Source organism: Microbacterium sp. ARD31 (assembly GCF_031844425.1).
On sequence record NZ_JAUZVE010000004.1, the window covers coordinates 1 to 25,316 of the forward strand.

Consider the following 25,316-nt stretch of genomic DNA (forward strand, 5'->3'; position numbering starts at 1 on the left):
GATCGATTTCATCCCAACGCAGATCCGACACCGGGCCGCCTTTCTTGGAGGGAGCGCCCAGACATGGCCGGATCCGCGGCCCTTGTCCGGCTGGAGAAGGGGGAATCGGCGCGGGGCGCGCGTGTTGTCCCAGCATAGCGAAGGGCCATACCGGCCCCGTCATGTGCACTGCTGTGTGACGCAGTCTTTCCCGACGGCTCGCGCCGAAGGTGACGCCGTCGTGTCGCCGACGTGACTTTTCGCTCACCCCCTGCACCCGGGGGTTGTGAGGTCGGCCCGCTCTCGGGCGCGGGCCGCGCGGGCCCGGCCCGTCGAGCGCGATGGCATAGACTGAGGTGGTTCTGCAGGCGGCGATTGCGGGGGCGATGGACATCACGACCACGGCGGGCGCTTCTGCGACCGCCTCGGCTCCGCGACGATCCTCCTCTTTCGGTCGAACGGTCCGCGCCTACATCGCGCTCACCAAGCCCCGCGTGCTCGAGCTGCTGCTGGTGACCACCGTTCCGGTGATGATCCTCGCCCAGGGCGGGCTCCCGTCCCTCCCGCTGGTGCTCGCGACGGTCGTCGGCGGATCGCTGAGCGCCGGGTCGGCGGCCGCCTTCAACATGTATCTCGATCGCGACATCGACGCGCACATGCAGCGCACGGTGAATCGTCCGCTCGTGACCGGCGAGGTCTCGCCGCGCGGTGCGCTGATCTTCGCATGGACGCTCGCGGTGATCTCGACCGTCTGGCTGTGGCTGACGACGAACTGGCTCGCGGCGACGCTGTCGGCGGGTGCGATCTTCTTCTACGTCGTCATCTACACGATGATCCTGAAGCGCCGCACCGAGCAGAACATCGTGTGGGGCGGCATCGCCGGGTGCTTCCCCGTGCTCATCGGATGGACGGCCGTCACGGGCTCGCTCGCCTGGCCGCCGGTGATCCTCTTCGCACTGGTGTTCCTGTGGACGCCGCCGCACTACTGGCCGCTGTCGATGAAGTACAAGGATCAGTACGAAGACGTAGACGTGCCGATGCTGGGTGCCACCCGCGACGGCTCTCAGGTCGGACTCCAGGTCATCCTCTACGCGTGGGCCACTGTCGCGTGCTCGCTGCTGCTCATCCCGGTGGGCAGCATGGGCGTGGTGTACACCGCCTCCGCCCTCGTCTTCGGGGGGTGGTTCGTGTACGAGTCGCACCGGCTGTACAACCGCGCCGTGCGCGGAACCGAGCCGCGGCCGATGCGCGTGTTCCACGCGTCGATCACGTACCTCACGCTGCTGTTCGTGGCCATCGCGGTCGACCCGCTCCTCCCGTTCTGAGCGGGCCGCCGCGCGAGCCTCAGCGTGCGGCGCCGACCGGTTCGGCCTCGGTGTATCCGAGCTCCGGCTCGTACCCGAGCGCGTCGTCGGCCTCGTTCGAGGGCGCGTCGGCGTCATCTCCGGGCGCGATCGCGCCGGGGGCGGCGGGGCGGAGCGAAGCGGCCGTCGCCACGGTGAGCGCCAGCAGGATGCCCAGGGCCCCGGCGCCGATGAGCACGGCGCCCAGGACGGCGAGCGACTGGCCCACGTAGACCTCGATGCCGGTCGCGGTGCCGTCGGTGAGAGTGGTCGACATCACGCTCAGCTTGTCGACGAGGATCGCGGCGCCGGTGGCGGCGGTGGCGACGGATCCGGCGATGAGGATCCAGAACGGGATGCTGGTGATCAGGCGGGGGCGAACGGTCATCGTGACTCCTCGGTGGTCGTATCGGTGTTCGAAGCGCTGTCCGAAACCAGGGGGTGTCGCCGCGGCATGTGCCGCCGCGGCATCCCTCACGGTGTCACCGGGAGTCGGGAGGTCCCTCAGTCCCGCCTATGCGTCCGCTGTGGACGCCGCGGGCTCGCGGAGGCGGATCACCACGACGGTCATGACCGCGACGGCGACGGCCGCCAGCACCATATGCGCACCGACCGCCAGCTCGGGAAGGCCGTTGCGCGCCTGGTAGAGGCCGACGGCGATCTGCACGACCTCGACGATCAGCAGGGCGGCCGACCAGCGCAGCAGACGCGGTGCGGTGCGCCGCGCGCGGACGGCGGCCACCACGAGGGCGATGGTCAGGACGAGCAGCGCGTACCCCGGCCAGGCGTGGACGTGCTCGAGCAGTTCGGCGTCGAATCCGTTGCGACCCGCAGCGGCGTCGCCCGAGTGTGGGCCCGCACCCGTGGTGAGCACGCCCATCGCGATCGTGAGGGCCAGGACGGCCGAGGTGACGTGGGCGAGCATCGCATGACGGCGGGGGACGGCGCGCGCGCGAGGCGACGGGGGCTCGTCCATGAGGGCCAGGAACCCCGCGGTCACTCCCACCAAGGCGAGCGAGGCGACGTAGTGGAAGCCGACGATGAAGGGGTTGAGGCCGGTGAGGACGGTGATCCCGCCGACGATCGCCTGCGCGATCACGCCGGCGACGACGACGGCCGCCAGCACGACGAGCCGACGCCGACGTCGGTACCGCACGATCACGATCACGAGAACCACGACGGCGAGGATGCCGACCAGCCCCGTCATCAGGCGGTTGCCGAACTCGATCGCGCCGTGGATGCCCATCTCGGGGGTGGCGACCAGGGAGTCCGCGGTGCACGTCGGCCAGGTCGGACAGCCCAGCCCCGAGCCGGTGAGGCGGACCGCGCCGCCCGTGCCGATGATGATCACCTCGGCGAGGAACGACAGCCACGCGAACACGCGCAGCGCGCGTCCGACGCGGTGCGCCTGCGGCGCAGTGGCCGCAGAGCCGGTTTTCGGAGCGGGCGTCGTCGTGGTGTCCGCAGACATGGCGTCGGGGCCTCCTCGGGTCGCCGTTCGCGATGAACGAGCGTGACACAGGGCATCCGGCGCCGGGGCGGAGCCTGTAGAATCAGGGGGTCGGCTGCGGGCGCCTCACGAGGTCCGCACCACTGACAGTCTAGGCGCGAAGGTCAGCGCCGAACGAGAGGGCCCACCAAGCGGCATCCCCTTCCGGTAACTCCATCGGGAGACGAGGAATGCCGGGGCGGATGACACCGTTGGGGCCCGGATGGAGAAATCGACAATGTCCGATGTGCTGATCGATCGCCCCGAGCTCGAGGGCCTGGGTGTCTACGAGTTCGGCTGGCACGACGCCGACGCGGCCGGGGCCAGCGCCCGACGAGGCCTCAGCGAGGCCGTCGTCCGCGACATCTCCGCGCTCAAGTCCGAGCCCGAGTGGATGCTGAAGACCCGCCTGAAGGCGCTGCAGCTGTTCGATCGCAAGCCGATGCCGACGTGGGGTGCAGACCTCAGCGCCATCGACTTCGAGAACATCAAGTACTTCGTGCGGTCCACCGAGAAGCAGGCCCAGACCTGGGAGGACCTGCCCGAAGACATCAAGAACACCTACGAGCGCCTCGGCATCCCCGAGGCCGAGCGCTCCCGTCTCGTCGCCGGCGTCGCCGCGCAGTACGAGTCGGAGGTCGTGTACCACCAGATCCGCGAGGACCTCGAAGCACAGGGTGTCATCTTCATGGACACCGACACGGCGCTGCGCGAGCACCCGGAGTTCTTCCAGGAGTACTTCGGCACCGTGATCCCCTCCGGCGACAACAAGTTCGCCGCACTCAACACGGCGGTGTGGTCGGGCGGATCCTTCGTCTACGTCCCCCCGGGGGTCCACGTCGACATTCCGCTCCAGGCCTACTTCCGCATCAACACCGAGAACATGGGCCAGTTCGAGCGGACGCTGATCATCGCGGACGAGGACTCGTACGTCCACTACATCGAGGGCTGCACCGCGCCGATCTACAAGAGCGACTCGCTGCACTCCGCGGTGGTCGAGATCATCGTGAAGAAGAACGCCCGCGTGCGCTACACGACGATCCAGAACTGGTCGAACAACGTCTACAACCTCGTCACCAAGCGAGCGGTCGCCCACGAGGGCGCGACCATGGAATGGGTCGACGGCAACATCGGCTCGAAGGTGACGATGAAGTACCCGTCGATCTTCCTGATGGGCGAGCACGCCAAGGGCGAGACGCTCTCGGTGGCCTTCGCCGGCCCCGGCCAGCACCAGGACGCCGGCGCCAAGATGATCCACATGGCCCCGTACACGCAGTCGTCGATCGTGTCGAAGTCGATCGCGCGCGGCGGCGGCCGCGCGGGATACCGCGGCGAGGTCCGTGTCGACGCCAACGCGCACCACTCGGCGAACACCGTCCGGTGCGATGCGCTGCTGGTCGACACCATCTCGCGTTCGGACACGTACCCTGCCATCGACATCCGCGTCGACGACGTGCAGCTCGGTCACGAGGCGACGGTGTCGAAGGTCAGCGAGGAGCAGCTGTTCTACCTGCAGTCGCGCGGCCTCCCCGAGGACGAGGCGATGGCCATGATCGTCCGCGGCTTCATCGAGCCGATCGCGCGCGAGCTGCCGATGGAATACGCCATGGAACTCAACAAGCTCATCGAGATGGGCATGGAAGGATCGGTCGGCTAGATGACGACCACGACGCAGGCACCCGCGACGGTGCCGGGCTCAAGGCCGCATTCCGACGGCGCAGGAGCGTTCGTTCCGGTGCAGACGCGCTCGGAGCGACCTCGCTCGTACGCTCCTGAGGACTTCGTCGTCCCCACGGGGCGCGAAGTGGATTGGAAGCACACGCCGATCGCGCGGGTGGCCCCGCTCTTCGCGGACGAGGACACCGACGACCGCGAGGACGATCCGGCCGTGGCGTACACGGTGACCGCGGCCGACCAGGTCCAGATCGGCGCGCTCGGCGCGGGGGAGTCCCCCCGCGGTTCGGTGTTCGAGCCGGAGGACCGTGTCGCCGCGATCGCGTGGAACCGCTCCGAGCGGGCGCTGCACGTGCGGATCCCGGCGGGGGTCGAACTGTCCGATCCCGTCCACGTCGACATGGTGGGCAGCGGCGCGGATCGACGCGCCAACGCGCACATCGTGATCGAAGCCGAGGCCCAGGCGCGCGGCATCGTGCTGCTGCGCCACTCGGGCTCCGCGCGCTACGCGCAGGATGTCGAGATCATCGTCGGAGACGGTGCCCACCTCGAGGTCGTCAGCGTGCAGCAGTGGGAGGACGACGCCGTGCACGCGTCGTCCCATCAGGCCCGCGTCGGGCGCGACGCGACGCTGCGCCACTTCGTCATCACCTTCGGCGGCGGCGTCGTCCGCGTCAACCCGTCGGTTGAGCTGGCCGGCACCGGTTCGCGCGGAGAGCTCTTCGGCCTCAGCTACGCCGACGCCGGTCAGCACTTCGAGAGCCAGGTGTACCTGCACCACAAGGGCGCCGAGACCTCCGGCGACGTGCTGTACAAGGGCGCACTGCAGGGCCTCGGCGCCCGCAGCGTCTGGGTCGGCGATGTCCTCATCGGACCGGATGCCGTCGGCACCGACTCCTACGAGGCGAACCGCAATCTGGTCCTGACGGACGGCGCGCGCGCCGACTCGATCCCGAACCTCGAGATCGAGACCGGCGACATCCGCGGGGCGGGCCACGCCAGCGCCACGGGCCGCTTCGACGACGAGCAGCTGTTCTACCTCCAGGCTCGGGGCATCCCCGAGGACGAGGCGCGGCGCCTCGTCGTGCTGGGGTTCCTGTCCGAGATCGTGCAGAAGATCGGCATCCCCGATCTCGAGGCCGAGCTCTTCGCCGCGATCGAGACCGAACTCGCCCAGGAGGTGGCCCGATGACCGCACAGCGCGCCTGCGCTCTGAGTGATCTTGAACAGGACAGCGCGCTGCGCGTCGAGATCGACGGAGTGGCCATCGCGGTCGTTCTCGACTCGAACGGCGAGGTGCACGCCATCGGCGACACCTGCACCCACGGCGACATCTCGCTCGCCGAGGGCTTCGTCGACGGTGACACGCTCGAATGCTGGGCCCACGGCTCGGCGTTCTCGCTGCGCACCGGCAAGCCCCTCAACCTTCCCGCGTACGAACCCGTCCCGGTCTTCGAAGTGACCATCGACGGCGACGACGTGCTGATCGACCCGAACCTGAAGAAGGAACTCTGAATGTCAGTCCTCGAGATCCGCGACCTCCACGTGACGGTCGAGACGGATGCCGGTACCACGCCCATCCTCAACGGCGTCACCCTGACCATCGAAACCGGGCAGACCCACGCCATCATGGGCCCCAACGGCTCGGGGAAGTCCACGCTCGCGTACACGATCGCCGGACACCCGAAGTACACCGTGACGAGCGGTTCGATCACCTTCGACGGTGAGGACGTCCTCGCCATGTCCGTCGACGAACGGGCCCGGGCCGGACTGTTCCTCGCGATGCAGTACCCGGTGGAGATCCCCGGCGTCACCGTCACGAACTTCCTGCGCACGGCCAAGACCGCGATCGACGGCGAAGCGCCGTCCATCCGCACGTGGACGAAGGACGTCAAGGCGTCCATGAAGAACCTGCGCATGGACGCGAAGTTCGCCCAGCGCAACGTCAACGAGGGATTCTCCGGTGGCGAGAAGAAGCGCCACGAGATCCTCCAGCTGGAGCTCCTGCGTCCCAAGCTCGCCGTGCTCGACGAGACCGACTCGGGTCTGGACGTCGATGCGCTCAAGATCGTCTCGGAGGGCGTCAACCGCGCCAAGTCCGAGACCGACCTCGGCGTGCTCCTCATCACCCACTACACGCGGATCCTCCGCTACATCCGTCCCGACTTCGTCCACGTGATGATCGGCGGCCGGATCGTCGAGGAGGGCGGCCCCGAACTGGCCGACCGCCTCGAGGACGAGGGCTACGACCGCTACCTCGCCCCCGCAGGCGAAGCCGCCGTCGACGCGGGCGAATAGAATCGCTGCCATGACCGCCACGCTCACGCCTGAGAAGTACGACGAGGTCACCGAGGCCCTGAAAGACGTCATGGACCCCGAACTGGGGATCAACGTCGTCGACCTGGGCCTCATCTACGACCTCGCGTGGGACGACGAGAACGACGCGCTCATCATCCACATGACGCTGACCTCGGCGGGCTGCCCCCTGACGGACGTGCTCGAGGAGCAGACGGCTCAGGCGCTGGACGAGGTCGTCGACCGTTTCCGCATCAACTGGGTGTGGATGCCGCCGTGGGGCCCCGAGCGCATCACCGACGACGGCCGCGACATGATGCGCGCGCTCGGTTTCGCCATCTGACGTCGGCCGGGCGATCGGCTCGCACGCTGGCTAGGCTCGACGGGTGAGCGTCACTCCTCTCCCCGCCCTGCCCATCGAACAGCTGCGACAGCGCTCGAGCACGAAGTGGCGGAAGTATCCCGCCGACGTCCTGCCGCTCTTCGTCGCGGAGACGGACTTCGCCCTCGCGCCGGCGATCACCACCGCGCTGGCCCGGGCGGTGGAGCTGGGCGACACCGGCTACACGCCGCCGGACCCCGGCATCCGCGACGCCTACGCAGCGTTCGCACGGCGCCGATTCGGGTGGGAGGTGGACCCCCGGAACATCCGCACCACGTGCGACGTCATGATGGGGGTCGTCGAGATCCTCCGCGCGGTGACGACGCCGGGCGACCGGGTCATCGTCACCCCGCCGGTGTATCCGCCCTTCTACGACTGCATCCCCGAAGCCGGAGCGGTCGTGGACCGCGTGCCGCTGGTGCAGACCGCGAGCGGGTGGGAACTCGACCTGCCCGGCATCGAGGCGGCGCTCGCCCGCGGGGCGCGTGCCGTGCTGCTCTGCAACCCCCACAACCCGACCGGGACCGCGCACTCCCGCGAGGCTCTCGCAGCCCTCGCGGAAATCGCCGCCACGCACGGCGCCGTCGTCGTGAGCGACGAGATCCACGCGCCGCTCGTGCAGCCGGACGCGGCGTTCACGCCGTTCCTGGCGGCATCGGCGACCGCGGCGCGCGTCGGGTACACCGTCACGAGTGCGAGCAAGGCGTTCAACCTCGCGGGTCTCAAGTGCGCGCTGATGGTGACCGCCGACCCCGGCACGAGAGGCGTCATCGACGGCCTTCCCGACGAGATCGAATGGCGGACCGGGCTGTTCGGCGCCCTCGCGGGGGTCGCGGCGTTCGCGCCCGAGAGCGACGCATGGCTGGACTCCCTGCTCGTCCGCCTCGACGAGAATCGGCGCCTTCTGGCGGAACTCCTCGACACCCACGTTCCGTCGGCTCGCTACCGCATCCCCGACGCGGGATTCCTCGCCTGGGTGGACCTGAGCGCACTCGGCTGGGGTGACAACCCGGCGGCGCGCATCCTGCGGGACGCGAAGGTCGCGCTGCATTTCGGCCCGCACTTCGGCGACGAGGGGCGCGGCCACGTCCGCGTCAACTTCGGGTGCGACCCCGACGTGCTGCGTGAGGCCATCGCCCGGATCGGTGCCCTCGCCGCATCCTGAGCGCCGGCATCCGCGGGCCGGCCGTCAGTTCTCGGCGCGTCCGAGCCGCCAGTAGCCCATGAAGGCGACGGCGCGACGGTCGACACCCTGCTCGGTCACCAGGTGTCGGCGCAGCGCCTTGATCGCGCCCGCTTCGCCGGCGAGCCAGGAGTACAGCGGGGCGCTCTTGAGGGCGGCGCCCCCCTTGGCGGTCCGCGGCACCTCCCACAGGATGCCGCTGTCGATGTCCACCTCTTCGACCTCGCCGCCACGGCCCGCCGGAGCCAGCGTGGCGACGGCGGCCTCCACTTCGCGCACGAGATGGCTGTGCCGCGCGGCCTCGCCGCGCGCGGCGATCCGCTGCTCGAACCCCGGATGCTTCGGAAGATACGCGGCATCCTCGGGGCACGGCACCTCGAGCACCACGATGCCACGCGCCTCGGGCGGCAGCTGCTCGAGGATGGTGGCGATCGCGGGAGCGGCGGTCTCGTCGCCGGCGAGCAGGATGTTCTCGGTGCGGGCGGGCGGGACGAAGTCGATCCCGTAGCTGACGCCGGTGTGGTGGACGGTGGGCGCGAGGATCAGCACCTCGTCGCCGACGGCGGCGCGCGCGATCCACGCGGATGCCGGACCGGAGACCTCGTGGGCCACCATGTCGACGTCCACCTCGCCGACGTCGTTTCGGACGCGCCTGGTCGTGTACGTGCGGAAGGGCGGACGCGCGTGCGGTGCCATCTCGCGCCACTGCGTGTACCAGTCCTCGCCGGTGGGCATGTCGTCCAGTCCCGCGGTGTCTGTGGGGAAGACCACCTTGATCCGCTGATCCAACCCGGTGTCGCCGTAGAGGTCCAGGTCGTCCCCCGTGAAGGTGAAGCGCCGGAAGCTCGGCGTCAGGTTTGTGACGGTCTTCACCCGGACGCGGAAGAAGCGAAGGGTGCTGACGGTGGTGGCGATGGTCATGCGCTGGCTCCGGAGAGGGTCGGCCCGGCGCCCGCGGATGCGGCTGCCGAGGAGAGGACGTGGTGGCGACCGCGCGGCAGCACGATCGGCGTACCCGACACCGGGTCGTCGACGACGAGGGCATCGATGTCGAACACGTCGCGGATGAGGTCGGCGGTCATGACGTCGGCCGGCGCGCCGGCGGCGACGACCCTGCCGGCTCGGACGGCCACGATGTGGTCCGCGTAGCGGGCGGCCATGTTCATGTCGTGCAGCACCATCACGACGGTGGTGCCCCGGTCGCGATTGAGGTCGGTCAGGAGGTCGAGCACGTCGACCTGGTGCGCGACGTCGAGGAAGGTCGTGGGCTCGTCCAGCAGCAGGATGTCGGTCTCCTGGGCGAGCGCCATCGCGATCCAGACCCGCTGGCGCTGCCCGCCCGACAGTTCGTCGACCGCACGGTCGGCCAGTTCGGTGGTCTCGGTGGCGGCGAGGGATTCCGCCACCACCTCGTAGTCGCGCGCGCTCCAGCGGGCGAGCAGCCTCTGGTGGGGATGACGCCCCCGCCCCACGAGATCCGCCACGGCGATCCCCTCGGGCGCGGACGGGCTCTGCGGCAGCAGGCCGAGCGTGCGTGCCACTTCCTTCGAGGGCAGGGAGTGCAGCTCGCGGCCGTCGAGCACGACCTGCCCCGCGTGGGGTGAGAGCAGCCGGGCGAGCGCCTTCAGGACCGTCGACTTGCCGCAGCCGTTCGCGCCGATGATCGCGGTGATGCGGCCGGCGGGGACGTCGAGATCCAGATCGTCCACGATCGTGCGGTCGCCGTACGACAGCGACAGCGACCGGGCGGACAGCTGGTGGGACACGGTCACAGGGAGCCTCCGGAGCGGTTGATCCTGATGAGAAGGAAGATGAGGTACGGCGCCCCGAGGACGCCCGTGATCACCCCGACGGGGTAGCGGTTGTCGAACGCGAACTGGCCGACGAGGTCCGCAGCGAGCACGAGCAGGATGCCGACCATCGCCGACGGAAGCAGGAGCGGGGTGCCGGGTCCGACCAGACGCGCCGCGATCGGCCCCGACATGAACGCCACGAAAGCGATGGGTCCCGCGGCCGCGGTGGCCACCGCCAACAGGGCCACGGCGGCGAGGATGAGAAGGATGCGGGTGCGCTGCACTGAGACCCCCAGGCTCGACGCGGAGTCGTCCCCCAGCCGGAGCAGCCCGAGGGGTCGGCCCTGCAGGAGCAGAACGGGGCCCAGGACGGCGCTCGCGATGGCCACGGGGGCGACGACCGACCAGGAGGCGCTGTTGAGGCTGCCGGTCAGCCAGCGCATCGCCGCCTGCAGATCCCACGCCGGGGCCTGCGACAGAACGTAGGTCACGGTGCTGTCGAGCATCGCCGCGACTCCGATGCCGATGAGGATGAGGCGGGTGCCGGCGAATCCGCCGCGGTGCGAGAGCAGATAGACGGCCAATGCCGTCACGACGGCGCCGCCCAGCGCCAGGAGCGACACACCGGTCTCGTTGAGGCCCAGGACGACGATGCCCACGACGGCGGCGGCGCCCGCGCCCGAACTGACGCCGATGATGTCGGGGGAGGCGAGGGGGTTTCGCAGCAGAGTCTGGAAGGTGACGCCGGCGATGCCGAAGGAGAAGCCCGCGAGGACGCCGAGCACGGCTCGGGGAAGACGCAGTTCGCCGACCGTGAAAGACGCGCCGGGGACCGTCTGGCCCGCTATGACGCGCAGGACCTCGTCCGGCGAGTAGACGGTGTTGCCGACCATCAGCGAGACCGCGAAGAGCACGAGGATGCCGGCTCCGAGCGCCGCGGTGACGACAGCGCGTCGTCGCGCACGCCGGCGGCGTCCGGCCACCACCGTGGCGACGGACGCGGGGAGGAGCGCTGCGGACGTCACAGTTCCCTCACCCGCTGGCGCCGGACGATCCAGATGAACACCGGCGCGCCGACGAAAGCGGTGATGATCCCCACCGGGATCTCCTCCGGACGCGCCACCACCCGCCCGAGCACGTCACCGGCGACCAGCAGCGCGCTCCCCGCGACCGCGGCGAACGGCAGCAGCCAGCGATGATCGCTGCCCACCAGCATCCGGCACAGATGCGGGATCACGAGCCCGACGAAGGCGATCGGACCCGCCACCGCGGTGGCGGCCCCGACGAGGATGACAGCACCGGCCGAGGCGATGAGGCGGGTGCGCGAGACCCGCTCGCCGAGTCCGGCGGCCAGCTCGTCGCCGAGCGCCAGGGAGTTCATTCCCCGCGCGGCCGCGAGGCAGATGAGCGTGCCGAGGAGGAGGACCGGCGCGACGGCGGCGATGCGGTCCCATGTCGCTCCACCGACGCCGCCGATCTGCCAGAACCGGAAGCTCTCGAGGATGTCGACGCGGGGGAGGAGGATCGCGCTCACGAGCGATGCGAACGCCGCCGATGTCGCGGCACCCGCCAGCGCGAGCTTGAGCGGTGTCGCACCGCCCCTGCCGAGCGACCCCACCGCGTAGACGAAGACGGCGGCGAGGGCTGCGCCGACGATCGCGAGGCCCATGGTCGGGTAGGGGCCGGTGATGCCGAAGAACGCCAGACCGGTGACGACCGCGAGCGCGGCTCCGCCCGAGACCCCGAGGATGCCCGGATCGGCCAGCGGATTGCGGGTGACGGCCTGCATCGTGGCGCCGGCGAGGGCGAGCGCCGCCCCGACCAGGACCGCCAGCGCGGTGCGGGGCAGTCGGGCCACGACCGCGGCCTGCGCGACCCCGTCGGTGGCGCCGGCCAGTCCGGCGGCGACGTCGGCGAGCGAGACGTCCCTGACGCCGAAGGCGACCGAGGCGGCGCACAACAGCCCGAGGATGCCCAGGGCGGCGACGAGGATCGCCAGTCTCACCGCTGCCGGACGCCGCAGCGCGGCGGTGTCCGGCAGCGGTGTGCGGAGCGCCTGGGTGCTCACCCTTCCTGGTCGAGCGCGTCGGCGAGCAGGGCGAAGTACTCGTCGACGCCCCAGCCGATCGACAGCGGTGAGGGGTTCGCAGACGCCGCGAGGGGCGTCGAGTTCTCGAGCACGGCGATGCGGCCCTCGGCGATGGCCGGGATCTGCGACAGGAGCGGATCGGCCTGCAGGCTCTCGACCATGTCTCCTTCGGGGTCGCCGTAGGTGACGAACACGTCGACGTCCTCGAATCGGTCCGCCTGCTCGGCGCTGACGGTGACGTAGAAGAGGTCGGTGCCGGCCGACTCCTCTTCGACGACGGCGGGAAGAGGCAGTCCGAGAGCGGTCAGGAACCCAGGGCGGGTGTCGAGGCTCGTGTAGAAGCCGATCTGGCTCAGGTCGGCGGGGTCGATGTACGAGAAGAGCAGCTTCGAGTCGGCCAGCTCCGGGTACTCGGCGAGGGAGTCCTCGACCGTGGCGTGCAGGTCATCGATGAGCTGGTCGCCTTCTGCGGCCAGACCGAGCGCCTGGGAGTTCAGCCGGATGGTGTCCTCGTACGAGGTGCCCCAGGCGACATCCGGGTACGCCACGACCGGGGCGATCTTCGACAGCGTGTCGTATTCCTCCTGCGTCAGTCCCGAGTACGCCGCGAGGATGACGTCGGGTTGCGTGTCGGCGACGGCTTCGAAGTCGATGCCGTCGGTCTCGTCGAACAGCACCGGAGTCTCGGCATCCAGCTCCTCCAGCTGGTCCTCGACCCACGGCAGGACGCCGTCGCCGTCGTCGTCGCCCCACGTCGCCTTGCTCATGCCGACCGGCACGATGCCGAGCGCGAGCGGGACCTCATGGTTCGCCCACGCGACCGTGGCGACCCGCTCGGGCTGAGCGTCGATCGTCGTCTCGCCGTAGGCGTGCTCGATCGTGACGGGGAACGACGCGGACGCTTCGGGGGCGGTCGACGCGGCGGGCGCGGTGCCGGTGTCGCTGGAGCAGCCGGCGAGGACAAGGGATGCGGTCGCAGTCGCGGTCAGCGCGATGGCGAGGCGGGTACGGGGCACGATTCCTCCGGGTGAGTAAGGTAAGCCTTACATTACCCAAGAGGCCGCGCGCGTGCGAATTCGCCGATGTCCATGACGGCGGATGTCCCCGAGAACGCCGACGGCGCCGGATGCGTGATCTGCATCCGGCGCCGTCGGGGCAAGTGGTCCGGTCAGCCCTTGCGCGCGTCCGCCGCCCGGACGGCCGCCCACGCGCCGGGGATGACGAGCGCCGCGATCGCGGCCTTCACGACACCGCCGAGGATGAAGGGGAACAGGCCCGCCTCGAGCAGCTGCCAGAACGACAGCTCGAGCCCCATCACCGCGTTGAGGATGATCGCCATGTACGGGATGCCGAACACGAAGGGCACCGCGCTGGCGGCGATGAACCCGACGAAGGCCAGCCACGGCTTGCGATCCCACGCCCTCTCGGCGAACCAGCCCGCGACGAAGGCGGCGACGATGAACCCGATGATGAATCCGAAGCTGGGCTTGCCGACGGCGGCGATCGAACCGGTGAAGTCTGCGAAGACGGGAAAACCCGCCAGGCCCGCGGCCATATAGGTGACGAGCGCAGCAGCGCCGCGGCGTGCTCCCAGAGCGGCCCCGACGACGATGACGGCCAGGGTCTGACCGGTGATCGGAACCGGCCACAGCGGGATCGACGCCTGCGCCAGCACGGCGACGAGGGCGGCGCCGGCGACGACGAGCCCGGCATCGACGGCGAGTGCGAGCGCGCGGGAGGAGGGGCGGGCGATGACGTCGGCGAGGACCCGACGTCGGGAGGGTGCGGCGGCCAGGGTCATGGGTGCTCCTTCGGCGTGGGGGTTCCCGGGACGGCGCCCGGGGCATCGCGACTTATACTAGGGGGCTGGTCATCGACCGCCTCTTGTACCCCTTCACCGAACGAAACGGACAATCGCTGTGCTCTCCGTGCACGACCTCGAGATCCGCGTGGGCGCCCGCGTGCTCATGTCCGAGGTGTCCTTCCGCGTCAGCGGCGGCGACAAGATCGGTCTGGTCGGGCGCAACGGCGCCGGCAAGACCACCCTGACCAAGGTGCTCGCCGGAGATCTGCTTCCGGCGGACGGACGGGTGGACCGCAGCGGCGAGCTCGGCTACCTGCCGCAGGACCCGCGAGCGGGCGACCCCGAGATGCTGGCACGGACGCGCATCCTCGACGCGCGCGGCCTCGGCACGATCGCGCTCGGGATGAGCGAGGCATCGCAGGCGATGGCCGATGCGGATGCCGCCACGGCGGCCCGCGCGATGAAGAAGTACGGCAATCTGACCGAGCGCTTCGAGGCGCTCGGCGGCTACGCCGCCGAGGCGGAGGCCGCGTCCATCGCGCACAACCTCTCGCTGCCGGACCGGATCCTGGACCAGCCCCTGCGCACGCTCTCGGGCGGGCAGCGGCGCCGCATCGAGCTCGCGCGGATCCTGTTCTCCGACGCCGACACCATGATCCTCGACGAGCCCACCAACCACCTCGACGCCGACAGCGTGGTGTGGCTGCGCGAGTTCCTCAAGGGATACAAGGGCGGTCTCATCGTCATCAGCCACGACGTCGAACTCGTGGGCGAGACCGTGAACCGGGTGTTCTACCTCGACGCGAACCGCCAGGTCATCGACATCTACAACATGAACTGGAAGAACTACCTCCGGCAGCGTGTGGCCGACGAGGAGCGTCGCAAGAAGGAGCGGGCGAACGTCGAGAAGAAGGCGACCGCACTGCAGCAGCAGGCCGCCCGGTTCGGCGCGAAGGCCTCCAAGGCCGCGGCAGCCCACCAGATGGTGGCGCGGGCCGAGAAGATGCTCTCGGGACTGGACGACGTCCGTCAGGACGAGCGCGTGGCCAAGCTCCGCTTCCCCAAGCCGGCGCCCTGCGGGAAGACGCCCATCACGGCATCCAATCTGTCGAAGTCGTATGGCTCGCTCGAGATCTTCACCGACGTCGACCTCGCGATCGACCGGGGCTCGAAGGTGGTCATCCTCGGTCTGAACGGCGCGGGGAAGACGACGATGCTGCGCATCCTGGCCGGCGTCGACGCGCCCGACACGGGCCAGGTCGAACCCGGTCACGGGCTCAAGATCGGGTACTACGCGCAGGAGCACGAGAATCTCGACGTGTCCCGCTCCGTTCTCGAGAACATGATGTCGGCCGCCCCCGACATCACCGCGACCGAGGCGCGGAAGGTGCTCGGGTCATTCCTGTTCACCGGCGACGACGTGCTCAAGCCCGCGGGCGTGCTGTCGGGCGGCGAGAAGACGAGGCTGTCGCTGGCGACCCTCGTGGTCTCGAGCGCCAACGTCCTGCTGCTGGACGAACCCACGAACAACCTCGACCCGGCCTCACGTGAGGAGATCCTCGGCGCCCTCGCGCACTACGAGGGCGCGGTGATCCTCGTCTCGCACGACGAGGGTGCGGTGGAGGCGCTCAATCCCGAGCGCGTCCTCATCCTTCCCGACGGCGTCGAGGACATCTGGGGCCGCGACTACGCCGACCTCGTCACGCTCGCCTGACGCGCCTTCAGCGCGCGGAGGCGTCGATGAGAGCGTCCTCGTCGTCCGCATCGCGGTCGCGGCGCCGCGTGCGCGGCGCGGGCGCTGAGCCGGGTGCGCCGTCGTCCTCCGCGTCCTCGCGTCGATGCTGACGCTCGGTGCGGATGACATAGCCGATGAAGACGAAGCCCATGACGGCGAAGAGGATCCACTGGATCGCGTACGACAGGTGCGGGCCCGGGTCCTCCGACGGCGACGCGATCGCCTGGGGACGCGTCGCGGGCGCGGGATCCTCGTCGGCCATCAGCCCGTAGGCGCTCGTCTCGAGGTCCACTCCGGCGTCGCCGATCTGCTCGGCCACCGACGGGAGGTGGATTGTCGGCACCTGCCCGTCGGGCGCCGATCGTCCGGAACGGGGGAGCGGTTCGCCCGGCTGGAGCCGGGCGACGACCGTGACCGTCCCCTCCGGCGCGGGGGGGACGTCATCGGGCAGGGGGCTCTGCTCCCCGGGCAGCACCCATCCTCGGTCGATGAGCAGCACGCGTCCGTCGTCGAGTCGGAACGGGACCAGCACCTCGAACGCGGACGTCCCGCCGTGCGGCCGGTTGCGCACCAGCAGCTGTTCCCCGGACAGGTAGCTGCCGGTGAGTTCGACCTGCCGCCACTGATCTGCGGGGTCGAGTCGCCCGCCGGCGGGGATCAGCTCGGCAAGGGGAACCGGGGCGACATCGTAGTTCGCCTCGACGAGCGCCAGCTGCGCCGAGCGCTCATCGTTCCTGGCGAACTGCCAGTTCGCCAGGAACGCGCACGCGATGGCGAACACCGCCGCGAGAGAGAGATAGATCGCCCACCGACCGGCCGTCGGGAGGTTCTGCATGCTGACCCCGCGCCGGCTCATGTCGCGGACTCCGCGTCGGGGTCCAGAGGCACGGAGGCGACGGGGAAGTTCCGGGCGGAGAGGTACTCGCTGAGGAAGGCACGGTGCTCCTCGCACGCCGTCCAGCTCTTCACGCGGTCGGGGGCGTGGATCCGGGGGTTGCGCCAGTCGATGCGCCACGACGCCGGGGCGCGGCATCCGGCCCGCGAGCACACGGGCACGGCGTCGTCCACGATCATCCGCGATCGTCCGCGGGCGGGTTCTCGCTCGTCTCGCCCAGTCGGATGATGCGAGGGGCCGACGGCGGCGGCTCGACACGAGCGGGCGGAGCTGCCGGGAGCGCGCGCTCCGGGCTCTCGGGATCCGGCGAACGCACGTCCTCGCCCACGTTCGCCGTGACGACGGCGAAGTAGGGAAGCAGAACGGCGGCGGCGCCCAGCACCCAGGTGTACCAGCCGTACGGAGTGATCACCACCATGAGCACGAAGCAGAGGACACGGATGCCCATCATCACGAGATAGCGCCGCGAGCGCGCGGACGCCTCGTCGCGTGGTGCACGCGGCAGAGACGTGGCCGACTGGGCCCGATTCGAACTCTTCACGGTGCTTCCAGGGTACGCCGCCGCGGGGGTGCGGTCGCCGTTCCGGAGGCACGGATCCGTCAGCTGAAGGAGGTGCTGCTGACCGTGGCGAGGAACGCCGGCAGGACCGCGAACAGGATGATGAGAGCGAGCACGCTGAACCCGACGCCCACCCAGCCGACGATGGTGCCCGCAAGCGCCATCCCCCTGCCGCCCTCGCCGTTCTGCTTGATCTGCGACAGCGACATGTGGCCGGTGATGACCCCGACGACCGATCCGATGAACGGGACGAGCACGAGTCCGACGATCGATGCGATCAGCGAGACGATCGCGAGCGTGTTGGTCTTCGGGGCCGTTCCATAACCGCCGTACGCCGGTGCCGCGCCGTAGGACCCCGCACCGTACGCGGGCGGAGAACCGTAGGCGGGGGCACTGCCGTACGGCGGGGGAGTGGGCGCCCCGTAGGCAGGTGGCTGCGGAGCGGCGGGGGATGCCGGCGGCGGATAGGCTCCGCCGGCGGACGGGGACGGCGGATCGGCGGGCTGTCCGCCGGGGGTGTTCTCGCTCACGCGTGGGGCCTTTCTCGAGGTGGCACCCTCAGCGTTCCAGCGCGCGAGCCCGGGTGTCAAACGGCGCGCCGATAGGCTGGTGCGCGGTCCATCACCTACCCGGGGAGCATCATCGCCATGTCGAGCCCACGCGTCGTCCTGATCACCGGCGGAAATCGCGGCATCGGCCGCGCCATCGCCGAGCGTTTCGTGGCCGAGGGCCATCGCGTCGCGGTGACCGCGCGCTCCGGCGAGGGGCCTGCCGGCACGCTCACGGTGCGCGCGGATGTGACCGACACCGCCGCCGTCGACGCCGCCTTCCGCGAGGTGGAAGAGGCGCTCGGGCCGGTGGAGGTGGTCGTCGCCAATGCCGGCATCACCAAGGACACCCTGCTGATGCGGATGACCGAGGAGGACTTCGACAGCGTCGTCTCCACCAACCTCGGCGGCGCCTTCCGGGTGGTCAAGCGCGCCAGCAAGGGGATGCTGCGCGCGCGGTGGGGACGAGTCATCCTGATCTCCAGCGTCGTGGGGCTCTACGGGTCGGCCGGCCAGGTCAACTACGCCGCCTCGAAGAGCGGGCTCGTCGGCTTCGCCCGCTCGCTCACCCGAGAACTCGGGGGGCGGGGGATCACCGCGAACGTCGTGGCGCCGGGGTTCATCGAGACGGACATGACCGCGGCGCTCCCGGAGGACACCCAGGCGGAGTACAAGCGGAACATCCCGGCGGGGCGCTTCGCCACTCCCGACGAGGTCGCTGGTGTGGTGGCATGGCTGGCCTCGGATGACGCGGCCTACATCTCGGGCGCCGTCATCCCTGTCGACGGCGGCCTCGGGATGGGGCACTGACCCGGACGCGGATGCGCAGGACCCGGCTCAGGGCAGGAGCGGGATGACCTGTGCGAGATCGACGGGGCCGATGACGACGTCTGCGCGCTCGCGCACCGCCGGCTTGGCGTTGAAGGCGACGCCCAGCCCGGCGACGTCCATCATCTGGAGGTCGTTCGCACCGTCCCCGATGGCGAACGTGCGCGAGAGGGGAACGTCGTAAGAGAGGGCCCATTCGCGCAGCGTCGCGGCCTTGACCGCCGCGTCGACGATCGCACCGTCGACGGTGCCGGCCAGCATCCCCTCGCGCACGTCGAGGCGATTCGCGCGCCACACGTCGACGCCGAGGGCGGGGGCGATCTGATCGAGGATCTCGTGGAAGCCGCCGGACACCACCCCGACGATCCCGTCGCGCCGGTGGACCGCGTCGATGAGCTCGGCCACGCCCGGGGTGGGCTCGATGCGCGAGATGACGCGTTCGAAGCGTGAGATCGGCACGCCGGCGAGCACCGAGACCCTCGCCCGGAGGCTGGCGGCGAAATCGACCTCACCGCGCATCGCGGCCTCGGTCGCTGCGGCGACCTCTTCGCCGCGGCCGGCCTCGTCAGCGATGAGCTCGATGACCTCGTTGCGGATCAGTGTCGAATCGGCATCGAGGACGACCAGGAGACGCGCGGAGGGCGAGGGCATGCTCTCACGCTAGCGCCGCGGGAGTGCTGGTCCCGCATCGAGGAGCCGCGCGGCGTCACCGTTCGACGCGCACGCCCTTGCCCACCACCGTGATGCCGGAATCGGTCACGGTGAAGCCGTTCGCGAGATCGCGCTCACGGTCCACGCCGACGGTCGCGCCGTCGGCCAGGATCACGTTCTTGTCGAGGATCGCCCGATGGATACGGGCGCCCGCGCCCACATGCACGTGATCGAACAGCACCGAGTCCGTGATCGTCGACCCACCTCCGGCCAGGGTCCACGGGCCCACCACGCTCCGCTCCAGATGGGTGCCCGACAGCACCGAACCGAGCGAGACGACCGAGTCGATCGCGTTGCCGATCCGCCCGACGGAGTCCCGGACGAACTTCGCCGGCGGGGAGTTCACGGACTGCGAGTGGATCGGCCACTGCATGTTGTAGAGGTTGAAGATGGGCAGCGTGGAGATCAGGTCGCGGTGCGCGTCGAAGAACGAGTCGATCGTGCCGACATCGCGCCAGTAGTAGCGATCGCGGTCGGTCGAGCCCGGCACGTCGTTGTGCTTCATGTCGTACACCCCGGCTTCGCCGCGATCGACGAAGTAGGGGATGATGTCGCCGCCCATGTCGTGGTTCGACGTCGGCAGCTCGCCATCGGCCTCGACCGCTTCGATGAGCGCATCGGTGTCGAAGATGTAGTTGCCCATCGAGGCGAGCACTTCGTCGGGAGCATCGGAGAGCCCGGTGGCGTTCTGCGGCTTCTCGAGGAACTGATTGATCCGCGTCGGGTCGGAGGCGTCGACGTCGATGACGCCGAACTGGTTGGCCATCGACAGCGGCTGCCGGATTCCCGCGACCGTCGCACGCGCGCCGGAGTCGATGTGGGCCGCCAGCATCTGGCGGAAATCCATGCGGTAGACGTGATCGGCGCCGATCACGACGACGATGTCGGGCTGCTCGTCGTTGATGAGGTTCAGCGACTGCAGGATGGCATCCGCCGACCCCGAGAACCATCGCTTGCCCAGGCGCTGCTGGGCCGGCACCGATGCGACGTACGAATCCAGCAGCGCCGACATCCGCCACGTCTGCGAGATGTGACGGTCGAGGCTGTGCGACTTGTACTGGGTGAGCACGACGATCTGTCTCAGCCCCGAGTTGATCAGGTTCGAGATGGCGAAGTCGATCAGGCGGTACTGGCCGCCGAACGGGACGGCGGGCTTGGCTCGGTCCGCCGTGAGCGGCATGAGACGTTTGCCCTCGCCGCCGGCGAGGATGATTCCGAAGACCTTCGGCGCTGCAGGCATGGGTCCACACTAGGACGCGATCGGCGCTGTGTACTAGCGTTCCCCACATGCGCGTCGACATCATTTCCAAGGAGTACCCTCCGGAGGTCTACGGCGGGGCCGGTGTGCACGTCGCCGAGCTCGTCAAGGCATTGCGCGGCGGGCTGGAGGTCCGGGTGCGCGCGTTCGGGGCCCCCCGGGACGAGGACGGCACGACCTCCTACGGGGTCCCCGTCGAGCTGTCCGGCGCCAACGGTGCCATCCAGACGCTCGGCACGGACCTCGCGATCGTGTCGGACGTCGCCGGAGCCGATGTCGTCCACAGTCACACCTGGTACGCCAATTTCGCCGGTCACCTCGCATCACTGCTTCACGGCATCCCGCATGTCGTCACCGCGCACAGCCTGGAACCGCTGCGCCCCTGGAAGGCGGAGCAGCTCGGCGGAGGGTACGCCGTCTCGAGCTACATCGAGAAGACGGCATACGAGGGAGCGGCCGCCGTCGTGGCCGTCAGCGAGGGCATGCGCGACGACATCCTGCGCAGCTACCCGGCGCTGGACCCGGCCAAGGTGCGGGTCATCTACAACGGCATCGACACCGACGCGTGGGCACCGGTGGAGGACCCGGGACTGCTCGCCGAGATGGGGATCGATCCGGCCCGTCCGTCGGTCGTCTTCGTCGGCCGGATCACCCGGCAGAAGGGTCTGCCCTACCTGCTGCGCGCCGCCGAGCGCCTGCCCGCCGACGTGCAGCTCATCCTGTGCGCCGGAGCCCCCGACACCCCGCAGATCATGGCCGAGGTCGAGGAGCTCGTCCGCGGCCTCCAGCAGACGCGCGAGGGTGTCGTCTGGATCGACCGCCTGCTGCCGAGGCGCGAGCTGTGCGCCGTGCTCACCGCCGCCACCACCTTCGTCTGTCCCTCGGTGTACGAGCCGCTCGGCATCGTCAACCTCGAGGCGATGGCGTGCGGTGCCGCCGTGGTCGGCACCGGCACGGGAGGCATCCCGGAGGTCGTCGTCGACGGTGTCACCGGCCGCATCGTGCCCATCGACCAGGTGCAGGACGGTACCGGAACCCCCATCGACCCCGAACGCTTCGTCGGGGATCTGGCTCGCGTGCTGACCGAGGTGGTGAGCGACCCCGAGCGGGCGCGCGCGTACGGCGAGGCGGGCCGACGGCGCGCCGCTGAGGATTTCAGCTGGGAGCGGATCGCCGAACAGACCGCCGCGCTCTACACGGAGGTCGCCGCTGTCGGCCGATAGGGTAGACGGCATGCCGCAGGTGCTCGAGTTCTCCGACGTCGTCGTCCGCAGAAACGCCCGGGACATCGTCGATCACCTGCAGTGGTCGGTCGCCGACGATCAGAGGTGGGTGATCCTCGGACCCAACGGGGCCGGGAAGACCACGCTGCTGCAGCTGGCTGCGACTCTCATCCACCCCACGTCGGGTCAGGTCGACGTCCTCGGCGAGCGGCTCGGTCGCACCGACGTGTTCGAACTCCGTCCCCGCATCGGATTCGCATCGTCGGCGATGGCCCGGCGGGTGCCGCCGGAGGAGACCGTGCTGAACGTGGTGCTGACGGCCGCGTTCTCGGTGCTGGGACGATGGAACGAGGCGTACGAGGACATCGACGAGCGCCGCGCGCTGCGTGTGCTCGCAGAGTGGAGGCTGGACCACCTCGCGGACCGCACCTTCGGCACCCTCAGCGACGGCGAGCAGAAGCGGGTGCAGATCGCGCGCGCCGTCATGACCGACCCCGAGATCCTGCTGCTGGACGAGCCCACGGCGAGCCTCGACCTCGGCGCCCGCGAGGAGCTGCTCACGCTGCTCAGCGGCTATGCGAAGGCCCCGACGACTCCCGCCATGATCATGGTCACCCACCACGTCGAGGAGATCCCCGTCGGGTTCACCCACGTCCTGCTTCTCAACGCGGGACGGGCTGTGGCGGCCGGACCGATCGCCCAGACGCTGACAGCCGAGGCCCTCACCGATACCTTCGGCCAGCCGATCGTCCTCACCGAAGACGGCGGCAGGTACGCCGCCCGCGCCGCCCACTGACGCGGCTCGGATTCCTCCAGCCGGCCGCGGGCTGGTAATATGGCCCCTTGGTGCGCTCGCACCCCAGACTTTGACCGCCCTGGCAAAATCCAGGGCACCACTTTCAAAGGACTTCCCATGAAGACTGACATCCACCCCGAGTACCAGGCCGTCGTGTTCCGCGACCTCGGCTCCGGCGACACCTTCCTCACCCGCTCGACGGTCACCAGCAACAAGACGATCGAGCTCGACGGTGTCGAGTACCCGGTGATCGACGTCGAGATCTCCTCCGCCTCGCACCCGTTCTACACGGGCAAGCAGCGCATCCTCGACTCGGCCGGTCGTGTCGAGAAGTTCAACCAGCGCTTCAAGAACTTCGGCTCCAAGTAAGCAGCCGCACGAAGGGCCCCGCCTCGGCGGGGCCCTTCGTCATGCGCCCCGCACGGGCCACGTGCCGTCGATGCTGTCGTCGGCGTCGATGCGCCCGATGCGTACGAAGTACTCCGTCAGGCTCGCCGCCTGAGCACGCGCCCACCCGATCTGCCGGGTGTGCAGCTCTTCGGCGGTCGCGGGCAGCCACGCCGCATAGCGAGCCGCGATCGCCTGCGCGACCCGGCCCGCGGCGACCGCGTCCGCCGCCGCCTCGTGCGCATCGTCCAAGCGCACGTCGTAGTGTGCCGCCACGACGCCCAGCGTGCGCTTGCCCCGGCGATAGCGGTCGTAGGCCTTGTCGACGACGAGCGGGTCGATGACCGGCGACGGCGCCGTCAGCGGCGGCACGCCGTGGCGGGCGGCCTCATGGGCAAGCAGGGAGAAGTCAAAGGCCGCGTTGTAGGCGACCACCGGGATGCCGGCCTCCAGGAGACCGCGCAGCGCCGCGACGACCTCGGTCACGACCGCGGCGGCCGGTCGTCCGCGCGTGCGCGCGTCGGCGGTGGTGATGCCGTGGATCGCCGCGGCCGCGTCGGGGATCTCCACGCCCGGGTCCGCGATCCAGCCCCGCGCGCTCATGACGGCTCCGGTCGCGTCGAGCATGCCCACGTGCGCCGTGACGATGCGGTCGGCGGTGACGTCGATGCCCGTGGTCTCGAGATCGAAAACCCCCACCACGTCCAGCCAGGCGGGGGACTCGAACATCGACAGCGGAGGAGACTGCCACACGTGCATGCTGAACACGGTAGGTGCGCCCGCGGACATCGTTCGGGTGCCGCTCCGACGTCGCGCGATCGCCCCGATAGGATCGCCTGATGCCGCCTGAGAATCCCTACGGTGCGCTGCTGCGCGAGATTCCGGTGCAGCGCGGCGAAGCCGATGTGCTCGGCGGCCGCACCGCGTACTGGACGTACGGACCTCCGGATGCCGAGGTCACCGTGCTCGCTGTCCACGGCTTCCGCGGTGAGCACCATGGGCTCGAGCCGGTCGTGGCGTATCTTCCCGGCATCCGCGTCGTCATGCCCGACCTGCCCGGCTTCGGCGAGACGCCCCCGCTGCCCGCGCGCACCCACGACCTCGACGCCTATGCCGAGTGGCTGACCGCCTTCGCCGCGGCCACCGCCCCCGGCGCGGTGGTGCTCGGCCATTCCTTCGGCTCGATCGTCGCCGCCGCCGCCGTGACCGGTGGGCTCTCGACACCGGCCCTCATCCTCGTGAACCCGATCGGGGCACCCGCCCTGGAAGGACCGCGTGGGGTGATGACCCGGCTCGCCATCGCCTACTACACGGTGGCCGCGCGGCTCCCCGCGCGCGCCGGCGACGCGCTGCTGCGCAACCCCGCGATCGTCCGCGTCATGAGCGCGACGATGGCCAAGACGCGCGATCGACGACTCCGCGCTTTCGTCCACGACCAGCACGACACCTACTTCTCGCGATTCGCCGATCGTGACGTCCTCCACGACGCCTTCGTGACCTCGGTGTCTCACGACGTCCGGGAGTTCGCGCCCGCCGTCGACGTGCCCACGCTCCTGGTGGCCGCGCAGAAGGACGACATCACGCCGATCGAGAAGGAGCGGGAGCTGCGCACGCTCTTCCCGGACGCCCGCCTCGTGGAGATCCCCGCCGTCGGTCACCTCATCCACTACGAGACTCCGCACGCCGCAGCCTCGGCGATCCAGGAGTTCCTCGCGGACGTCACGACGAGGTGAGGCCTTCGCGTGCCCGTCGACGTCGATAGGCGTTGACGTTCATGCGATTGCCGCAGTTGCCGGTGTCGCAGTATCGCTTCGACCGGTTCCTCGAATAGTCGATGTAGACGCTCAGACAGTCGTCGGCCGCGCACACGCGGACGCGATCGTATTCGTCCGAGCGGATGACGTCGACGAAGGCCATCGCCGCCTCGACCATGACGCGGGTGGCGAGCGGTGCGTCCTCGGAAGTGGCGTGGATGTGCCAGTCGTACTCGTCGTGGATGACGAGCTGGGGAAGCGCCTCACCGTCTCGCAGCATGTCGTTGACCAGGGGCACCGCGCCGTCGCGGTCCACGAACCACAGGCCACGCAGTCGCGTGCGGATCTCGCGCAGGGAGCGCCTCTCGTCCTCGTCATGCGAGATGCGCCCGGAGTACGGGTGCGCGCGAAGGTAGCGTGCGAGGTCCTCCGCGGTGTCGAGGCGGTCCACGCCCGCAGTGTCTGTCGCCGGAAGAGTGTTCACGAGGTCGACAGCGGCCGCGAGCGCATCGCGGGTGTCACGAATGAAAACCATGTTGACTCCTGACAGTCCCTCGGGATACTGTCACCAGTGTAAGTGCAGATGACTCA

29 protein-coding genes are annotated in these 25,316 nt (G+C 69.9%); 13 read left to right on the top strand and 16 right to left on the bottom strand.

From position 1 onward, the window contains the following. Window positions 1-365: 365 nt before the first annotated feature. Complete coding sequence (locus tag Q9S36_RS13565; protein ID WP_311285881.1) at window positions 366-1,304, top strand: heme o synthase; 939 nt, start codon at window positions 366-368, stop codon at window positions 1,302-1,304. A gap of 19 nt (window positions 1,305-1,323) precedes the next feature. Here Q9S36_RS13565 and Q9S36_RS13570 read toward each other — a convergent pair whose 3' ends face one another. Together Q9S36_RS13570 and Q9S36_RS13575 are read right to left on the bottom strand one after the other, a co-directional pair. Continuing rightward, entirely contained in the window at window positions 1,324-1,710 is a 387-nt protein-coding gene (locus tag Q9S36_RS13570) for a dinucleotide-utilizing enzyme (RefSeq protein ID WP_311285582.1), read from the bottom strand. A 126-nt stretch (window positions 1,711-1,836) separates the two neighbouring features. Further along, window positions 1,837-2,793, bottom strand: coding sequence for a COX15/CtaA family protein (locus tag Q9S36_RS13575; RefSeq protein WP_311285583.1), 957 nt, complete (start codon window positions 2,791-2,793; stop codon window positions 1,837-1,839). A 256-nt stretch (window positions 2,794-3,049) separates the two neighbouring features. Between Q9S36_RS13575 and sufB the strand changes: the two genes are divergently transcribed. Genes sufB through Q9S36_RS13605 form a run of 6 tightly spaced genes read left to right on the top strand, consistent with a single transcriptional unit; the run spans window position 3,050 to window position 8,327 of the window. Then, window positions 3,050-4,468: a Fe-S cluster assembly protein SufB gene (gene sufB / locus Q9S36_RS13580; protein ID WP_251449551.1), complete on the top strand. Its 1,419-nt coding sequence runs from the start codon at window positions 3,050-3,052 to the stop codon at window positions 4,466-4,468. Next, on the top strand, window positions 4,469-5,677 hold the full coding sequence (sufD, locus tag Q9S36_RS13585; protein WP_311285584.1) for a Fe-S cluster assembly protein SufD: 1,209 nt from the start codon (window positions 4,469-4,471) through the stop codon (window positions 5,675-5,677). It begins immediately after the preceding gene. Then, window positions 5,674-6,000: a non-heme iron oxygenase ferredoxin subunit gene (locus Q9S36_RS13590; RefSeq protein WP_251449553.1), complete on the top strand. Its 327-nt coding sequence runs from the start codon at window positions 5,674-5,676 to the stop codon at window positions 5,998-6,000. The genes sufD and Q9S36_RS13590 overlap by 4 nt, the downstream gene beginning before the upstream one ends. Continuing rightward, window positions 6,001-6,783, top strand: a complete 783-nt coding sequence (sufC, locus tag Q9S36_RS13595; protein ID WP_251449554.1) for a Fe-S cluster assembly ATPase SufC — start codon at window positions 6,001-6,003, stop codon at window positions 6,781-6,783. Window positions 6,784-6,793: 10 nt separating this feature from the next. Next, window positions 6,794-7,123 carry a metal-sulfur cluster assembly factor gene (locus Q9S36_RS13600; RefSeq protein ID WP_251449555.1) on the top strand — a complete coding sequence of 110 codons (330 nt, stop codon included), beginning with the start codon at window positions 6,794-6,796 and terminating at the stop codon, window positions 7,121-7,123. Window positions 7,124-7,166: 43 nt separating this feature from the next. Then, complete coding sequence (locus tag Q9S36_RS13605; RefSeq protein ID WP_311285585.1) at window positions 7,167-8,327, top strand: aminotransferase class I/II-fold pyridoxal phosphate-dependent enzyme; 1,161 nt, start codon at window positions 7,167-7,169, stop codon at window positions 8,325-8,327. A 24-nt stretch (window positions 8,328-8,351) separates the two neighbouring features. Here Q9S36_RS13605 and Q9S36_RS13610 read toward each other — a convergent pair whose 3' ends face one another. From Q9S36_RS13610 to Q9S36_RS13635, 6 genes are all read right to left on the bottom strand, one after another. Then, window positions 8,352-9,266: a siderophore-interacting protein gene (locus Q9S36_RS13610; protein WP_311285586.1), complete on the bottom strand. Its 915-nt coding sequence runs from the start codon at window positions 9,264-9,266 to the stop codon at window positions 8,352-8,354. Beyond that, on the bottom strand, window positions 9,263-10,117 hold the full coding sequence (locus Q9S36_RS13615; RefSeq protein ID WP_311285587.1) for an ABC transporter ATP-binding protein: 855 nt from the start codon (window positions 10,115-10,117) through the stop codon (window positions 9,263-9,265). The genes Q9S36_RS13610 and Q9S36_RS13615 overlap by 4 nt, the downstream gene beginning before the upstream one ends. After that, window positions 10,114-11,163 carry an iron ABC transporter permease gene (locus Q9S36_RS13620; RefSeq protein WP_311285588.1) on the bottom strand — a complete coding sequence of 350 codons (1,050 nt, stop codon included), beginning with the start codon at window positions 11,161-11,163 and terminating at the stop codon, window positions 10,114-10,116. Before Q9S36_RS13620 ends, Q9S36_RS13615 begins: the two co-directional genes overlap by 4 nt. Then, a complete protein-coding gene (locus Q9S36_RS13625; protein ID WP_311285589.1) occupies window positions 11,160-12,206 on the bottom strand; it encodes an iron ABC transporter permease in 1,047 nt (348 codons plus the stop codon). The genes Q9S36_RS13620 and Q9S36_RS13625 overlap by 4 nt, the downstream gene beginning before the upstream one ends. Beyond that, on the bottom strand, window positions 12,203-13,243 hold the full coding sequence (locus Q9S36_RS13630; RefSeq protein WP_311285590.1) for an iron-siderophore ABC transporter substrate-binding protein: 1,041 nt from the start codon (window positions 13,241-13,243) through the stop codon (window positions 12,203-12,205). The genes Q9S36_RS13625 and Q9S36_RS13630 overlap by 4 nt, the downstream gene beginning before the upstream one ends. Window positions 13,244-13,395: 152 nt before the next feature. After that, window positions 13,396-14,028: a biotin transporter BioY gene (locus Q9S36_RS13635; protein ID WP_311285591.1), complete on the bottom strand. Its 633-nt coding sequence runs from the start codon at window positions 14,026-14,028 to the stop codon at window positions 13,396-13,398. Window positions 14,029-14,146: 118 nt separating this feature from the next. On the opposite strand from Q9S36_RS13635, the gene Q9S36_RS13640 reads away from it, so the two are divergent. Next, window positions 14,147-15,745, top strand: coding sequence for an ABC-F family ATP-binding cassette domain-containing protein (locus Q9S36_RS13640; RefSeq protein WP_251449563.1), 1,599 nt, complete (start codon window positions 14,147-14,149; stop codon window positions 15,743-15,745). A 7-nt stretch (window positions 15,746-15,752) separates the two neighbouring features. Here Q9S36_RS13640 and Q9S36_RS13645 read toward each other — a convergent pair whose 3' ends face one another. The 4 genes from Q9S36_RS13645 to Q9S36_RS13660 are packed head-to-tail and all read right to left on the bottom strand — an operon-like array spanning window position 15,753 to window position 17,750. Further along, entirely contained in the window at window positions 15,753-16,622 is an 870-nt protein-coding gene (locus Q9S36_RS13645) for an SURF1 family protein (protein ID WP_311285592.1), read from the bottom strand. After that, on the bottom strand, window positions 16,619-16,840 hold the full coding sequence (locus tag Q9S36_RS13650; RefSeq protein WP_251449565.1) for a hypothetical protein: 222 nt from the start codon (window positions 16,838-16,840) through the stop codon (window positions 16,619-16,621). The genes Q9S36_RS13645 and Q9S36_RS13650 overlap by 4 nt, the downstream gene beginning before the upstream one ends. After that, window positions 16,837-17,202, bottom strand: coding sequence for a DUF3099 domain-containing protein (locus Q9S36_RS13655; protein ID WP_311285593.1), 366 nt, complete (start codon window positions 17,200-17,202; stop codon window positions 16,837-16,839). The genes Q9S36_RS13650 and Q9S36_RS13655 overlap by 4 nt, the downstream gene beginning before the upstream one ends. Before the next feature lie 59 nt (window positions 17,203-17,261). After that, window positions 17,262-17,750, bottom strand: a complete 489-nt coding sequence (locus Q9S36_RS13660) for a DUF4190 domain-containing protein (RefSeq protein WP_311285594.1) — start codon at window positions 17,748-17,750, stop codon at window positions 17,262-17,264. 117 nt (window positions 17,751-17,867) lie between these two features. On the opposite strand from Q9S36_RS13660, the gene fabG reads away from it, so the two are divergent. After that, window positions 17,868-18,578 carry a beta-ketoacyl-ACP reductase gene (fabG, locus tag Q9S36_RS13665; protein ID WP_251449568.1) on the top strand — a complete coding sequence of 237 codons (711 nt, stop codon included), beginning with the start codon at window positions 17,868-17,870 and terminating at the stop codon, window positions 18,576-18,578. Between the two features lie 27 nt (window positions 18,579-18,605). Here the strand turns inward: fabG and serB are convergent, their stop codons facing one another. Continuing rightward, a complete protein-coding gene (serB, locus tag Q9S36_RS13670; RefSeq protein WP_311285595.1) occupies window positions 18,606-19,247 on the bottom strand; it encodes a phosphoserine phosphatase SerB in 642 nt (213 codons plus the stop codon). A gap of 55 nt (window positions 19,248-19,302) precedes the next feature. Then, window positions 19,303-20,547 carry a glucose-1-phosphate adenylyltransferase gene (gene glgC, locus Q9S36_RS13675; protein WP_251449570.1) on the bottom strand — a complete coding sequence of 415 codons (1,245 nt, stop codon included), beginning with the start codon at window positions 20,545-20,547 and terminating at the stop codon, window positions 19,303-19,305. Window positions 20,548-20,594: 47 nt separating this feature from the next. Between glgC and glgA the strand changes: the two genes are divergently transcribed. From glgA to Q9S36_RS13690, 3 genes are all read left to right on the top strand, one after another. Continuing rightward, entirely contained in the window at window positions 20,595-21,788 is a 1,194-nt protein-coding gene (gene glgA, locus Q9S36_RS13680; RefSeq protein ID WP_311285596.1) for a glycogen synthase, read from the top strand. Between the two features lie 10 nt (window positions 21,789-21,798). Then, complete coding sequence (locus tag Q9S36_RS13685; protein ID WP_251449572.1) at window positions 21,799-22,584, top strand: ABC transporter ATP-binding protein; 786 nt, start codon at window positions 21,799-21,801, stop codon at window positions 22,582-22,584. 117 nt (window positions 22,585-22,701) lie between these two features. Further along, the gene (locus Q9S36_RS13690; RefSeq protein ID WP_251449573.1) at window positions 22,702-22,953 is read left to right on the top strand and encodes a type B 50S ribosomal protein L31; all 252 of its coding nucleotides are present in this window, start codon (window positions 22,702-22,704) and stop codon (window positions 22,951-22,953) included. Between the two features lie 39 nt (window positions 22,954-22,992). Here Q9S36_RS13690 and Q9S36_RS13695 read toward each other — a convergent pair whose 3' ends face one another. Next, window positions 22,993-23,730, bottom strand: coding sequence for an exonuclease domain-containing protein (locus tag Q9S36_RS13695; protein WP_311285597.1), 738 nt, complete (start codon window positions 23,728-23,730; stop codon window positions 22,993-22,995). An 80-nt stretch (window positions 23,731-23,810) separates the two neighbouring features. Between Q9S36_RS13695 and Q9S36_RS13700 the strand changes: the two genes are divergently transcribed. Beyond that, window positions 23,811-24,704 carry an alpha/beta hydrolase gene (locus Q9S36_RS13700; RefSeq protein WP_311285598.1) on the top strand — a complete coding sequence of 298 codons (894 nt, stop codon included), beginning with the start codon at window positions 23,811-23,813 and terminating at the stop codon, window positions 24,702-24,704. Here the strand turns inward: Q9S36_RS13700 and Q9S36_RS13705 are convergent. Continuing rightward, window positions 24,691-25,260 carry a CGNR zinc finger domain-containing protein gene (locus Q9S36_RS13705; protein WP_311285599.1) on the bottom strand — a complete coding sequence of 190 codons (570 nt, stop codon included), beginning with the start codon at window positions 25,258-25,260 and terminating at the stop codon, window positions 24,691-24,693. The two genes, Q9S36_RS13700 and Q9S36_RS13705, sit on opposite strands and share 14 nt — an antisense overlap. Window positions 25,261-25,316: the final 56 nt, after the last annotated feature.

Bases quoted from the DNA above. Each gene is read 5' to 3' on its own strand.
- glgC (WP_251449570.1), bottom strand. From the start codon at position 20,547: ATGCCTGCAGCGCCGAAGGTCTTCGGAATCATCCTCGCCGGCGGCGAG.
- serB (WP_311285595.1), bottom strand. From the start codon at position 19,247: ATGCCCTCGCCCTCCGCGCGTCTCCTGGTCGTCCTCGATGCCGATTCG.
- Q9S36_RS13610 (WP_311285586.1), bottom strand. From the start codon at position 9,266: ATGACCATCGCCACCACCGTCAGCACCCTTCGCTTCTTCCGCGTCCGG.
- Q9S36_RS13645 (WP_311285592.1), bottom strand. From the start codon at position 16,622: ATGAGCCGGCGCGGGGTCAGCATGCAGAACCTCCCGACGGCCGGTCGG.
- Q9S36_RS13650 (WP_251449565.1), bottom strand. From the start codon at position 16,840: ATGATCGTGGACGACGCCGTGCCCGTGTGCTCGCGGGCCGGATGCCGC.
- Q9S36_RS13575 (WP_311285583.1), bottom strand. From the start codon at position 2,793: ATGTCTGCGGACACCACGACGACGCCCGCTCCGAAAACCGGCTCTGCG.
- Q9S36_RS13700 (WP_311285598.1), top strand. From the start codon at position 23,811: ATGCCGCCTGAGAATCCCTACGGTGCGCTGCTGCGCGAGATTCCGGTG.
- Q9S36_RS13565 (WP_311285881.1), top strand. From the start codon at position 366: ATGGACATCACGACCACGGCGGGCGCTTCTGCGACCGCCTCGGCTCCG.
- Q9S36_RS13690 (WP_251449573.1), top strand. From the start codon at position 22,702: ATGAAGACTGACATCCACCCCGAGTACCAGGCCGTCGTGTTCCGCGAC.
- Q9S36_RS13635 (WP_311285591.1), bottom strand. From the start codon at position 14,028: ATGACCCTGGCCGCCGCACCCTCCCGACGTCGGGTCCTCGCCGACGTC.
- sufC (WP_251449554.1), top strand. From the start codon at position 6,001: ATGTCAGTCCTCGAGATCCGCGACCTCCACGTGACGGTCGAGACGGAT.
- sufD (WP_311285584.1), top strand. From the start codon at position 4,469: ATGACGACCACGACGCAGGCACCCGCGACGGTGCCGGGCTCAAGGCCG.
- Q9S36_RS13590 (WP_251449553.1), top strand. From the start codon at position 5,674: ATGACCGCACAGCGCGCCTGCGCTCTGAGTGATCTTGAACAGGACAGC.
- sufB (WP_251449551.1), top strand. From the start codon at position 3,050: ATGTCCGATGTGCTGATCGATCGCCCCGAGCTCGAGGGCCTGGGTGTC.
- Q9S36_RS13600 (WP_251449555.1), top strand. From the start codon at position 6,794: ATGACCGCCACGCTCACGCCTGAGAAGTACGACGAGGTCACCGAGGCC.
- glgA (WP_311285596.1), top strand. From the start codon at position 20,595: ATGCGCGTCGACATCATTTCCAAGGAGTACCCTCCGGAGGTCTACGGC.
- Q9S36_RS13570 (WP_311285582.1), bottom strand. From the start codon at position 1,710: ATGACCGTTCGCCCCCGCCTGATCACCAGCATCCCGTTCTGGATCCTC.
- fabG (WP_251449568.1), top strand. From the start codon at position 17,868: ATGTCGAGCCCACGCGTCGTCCTGATCACCGGCGGAAATCGCGGCATC.
- Q9S36_RS13695 (WP_311285597.1), bottom strand. From the start codon at position 23,730: ATGCACGTGTGGCAGTCTCCTCCGCTGTCGATGTTCGAGTCCCCCGCC.
- Q9S36_RS13705 (WP_311285599.1), bottom strand. From the start codon at position 25,260: ATGGTTTTCATTCGTGACACCCGCGATGCGCTCGCGGCCGCTGTCGAC.
- Q9S36_RS13685 (WP_251449572.1), top strand. From the start codon at position 21,799: ATGCCGCAGGTGCTCGAGTTCTCCGACGTCGTCGTCCGCAGAAACGCC.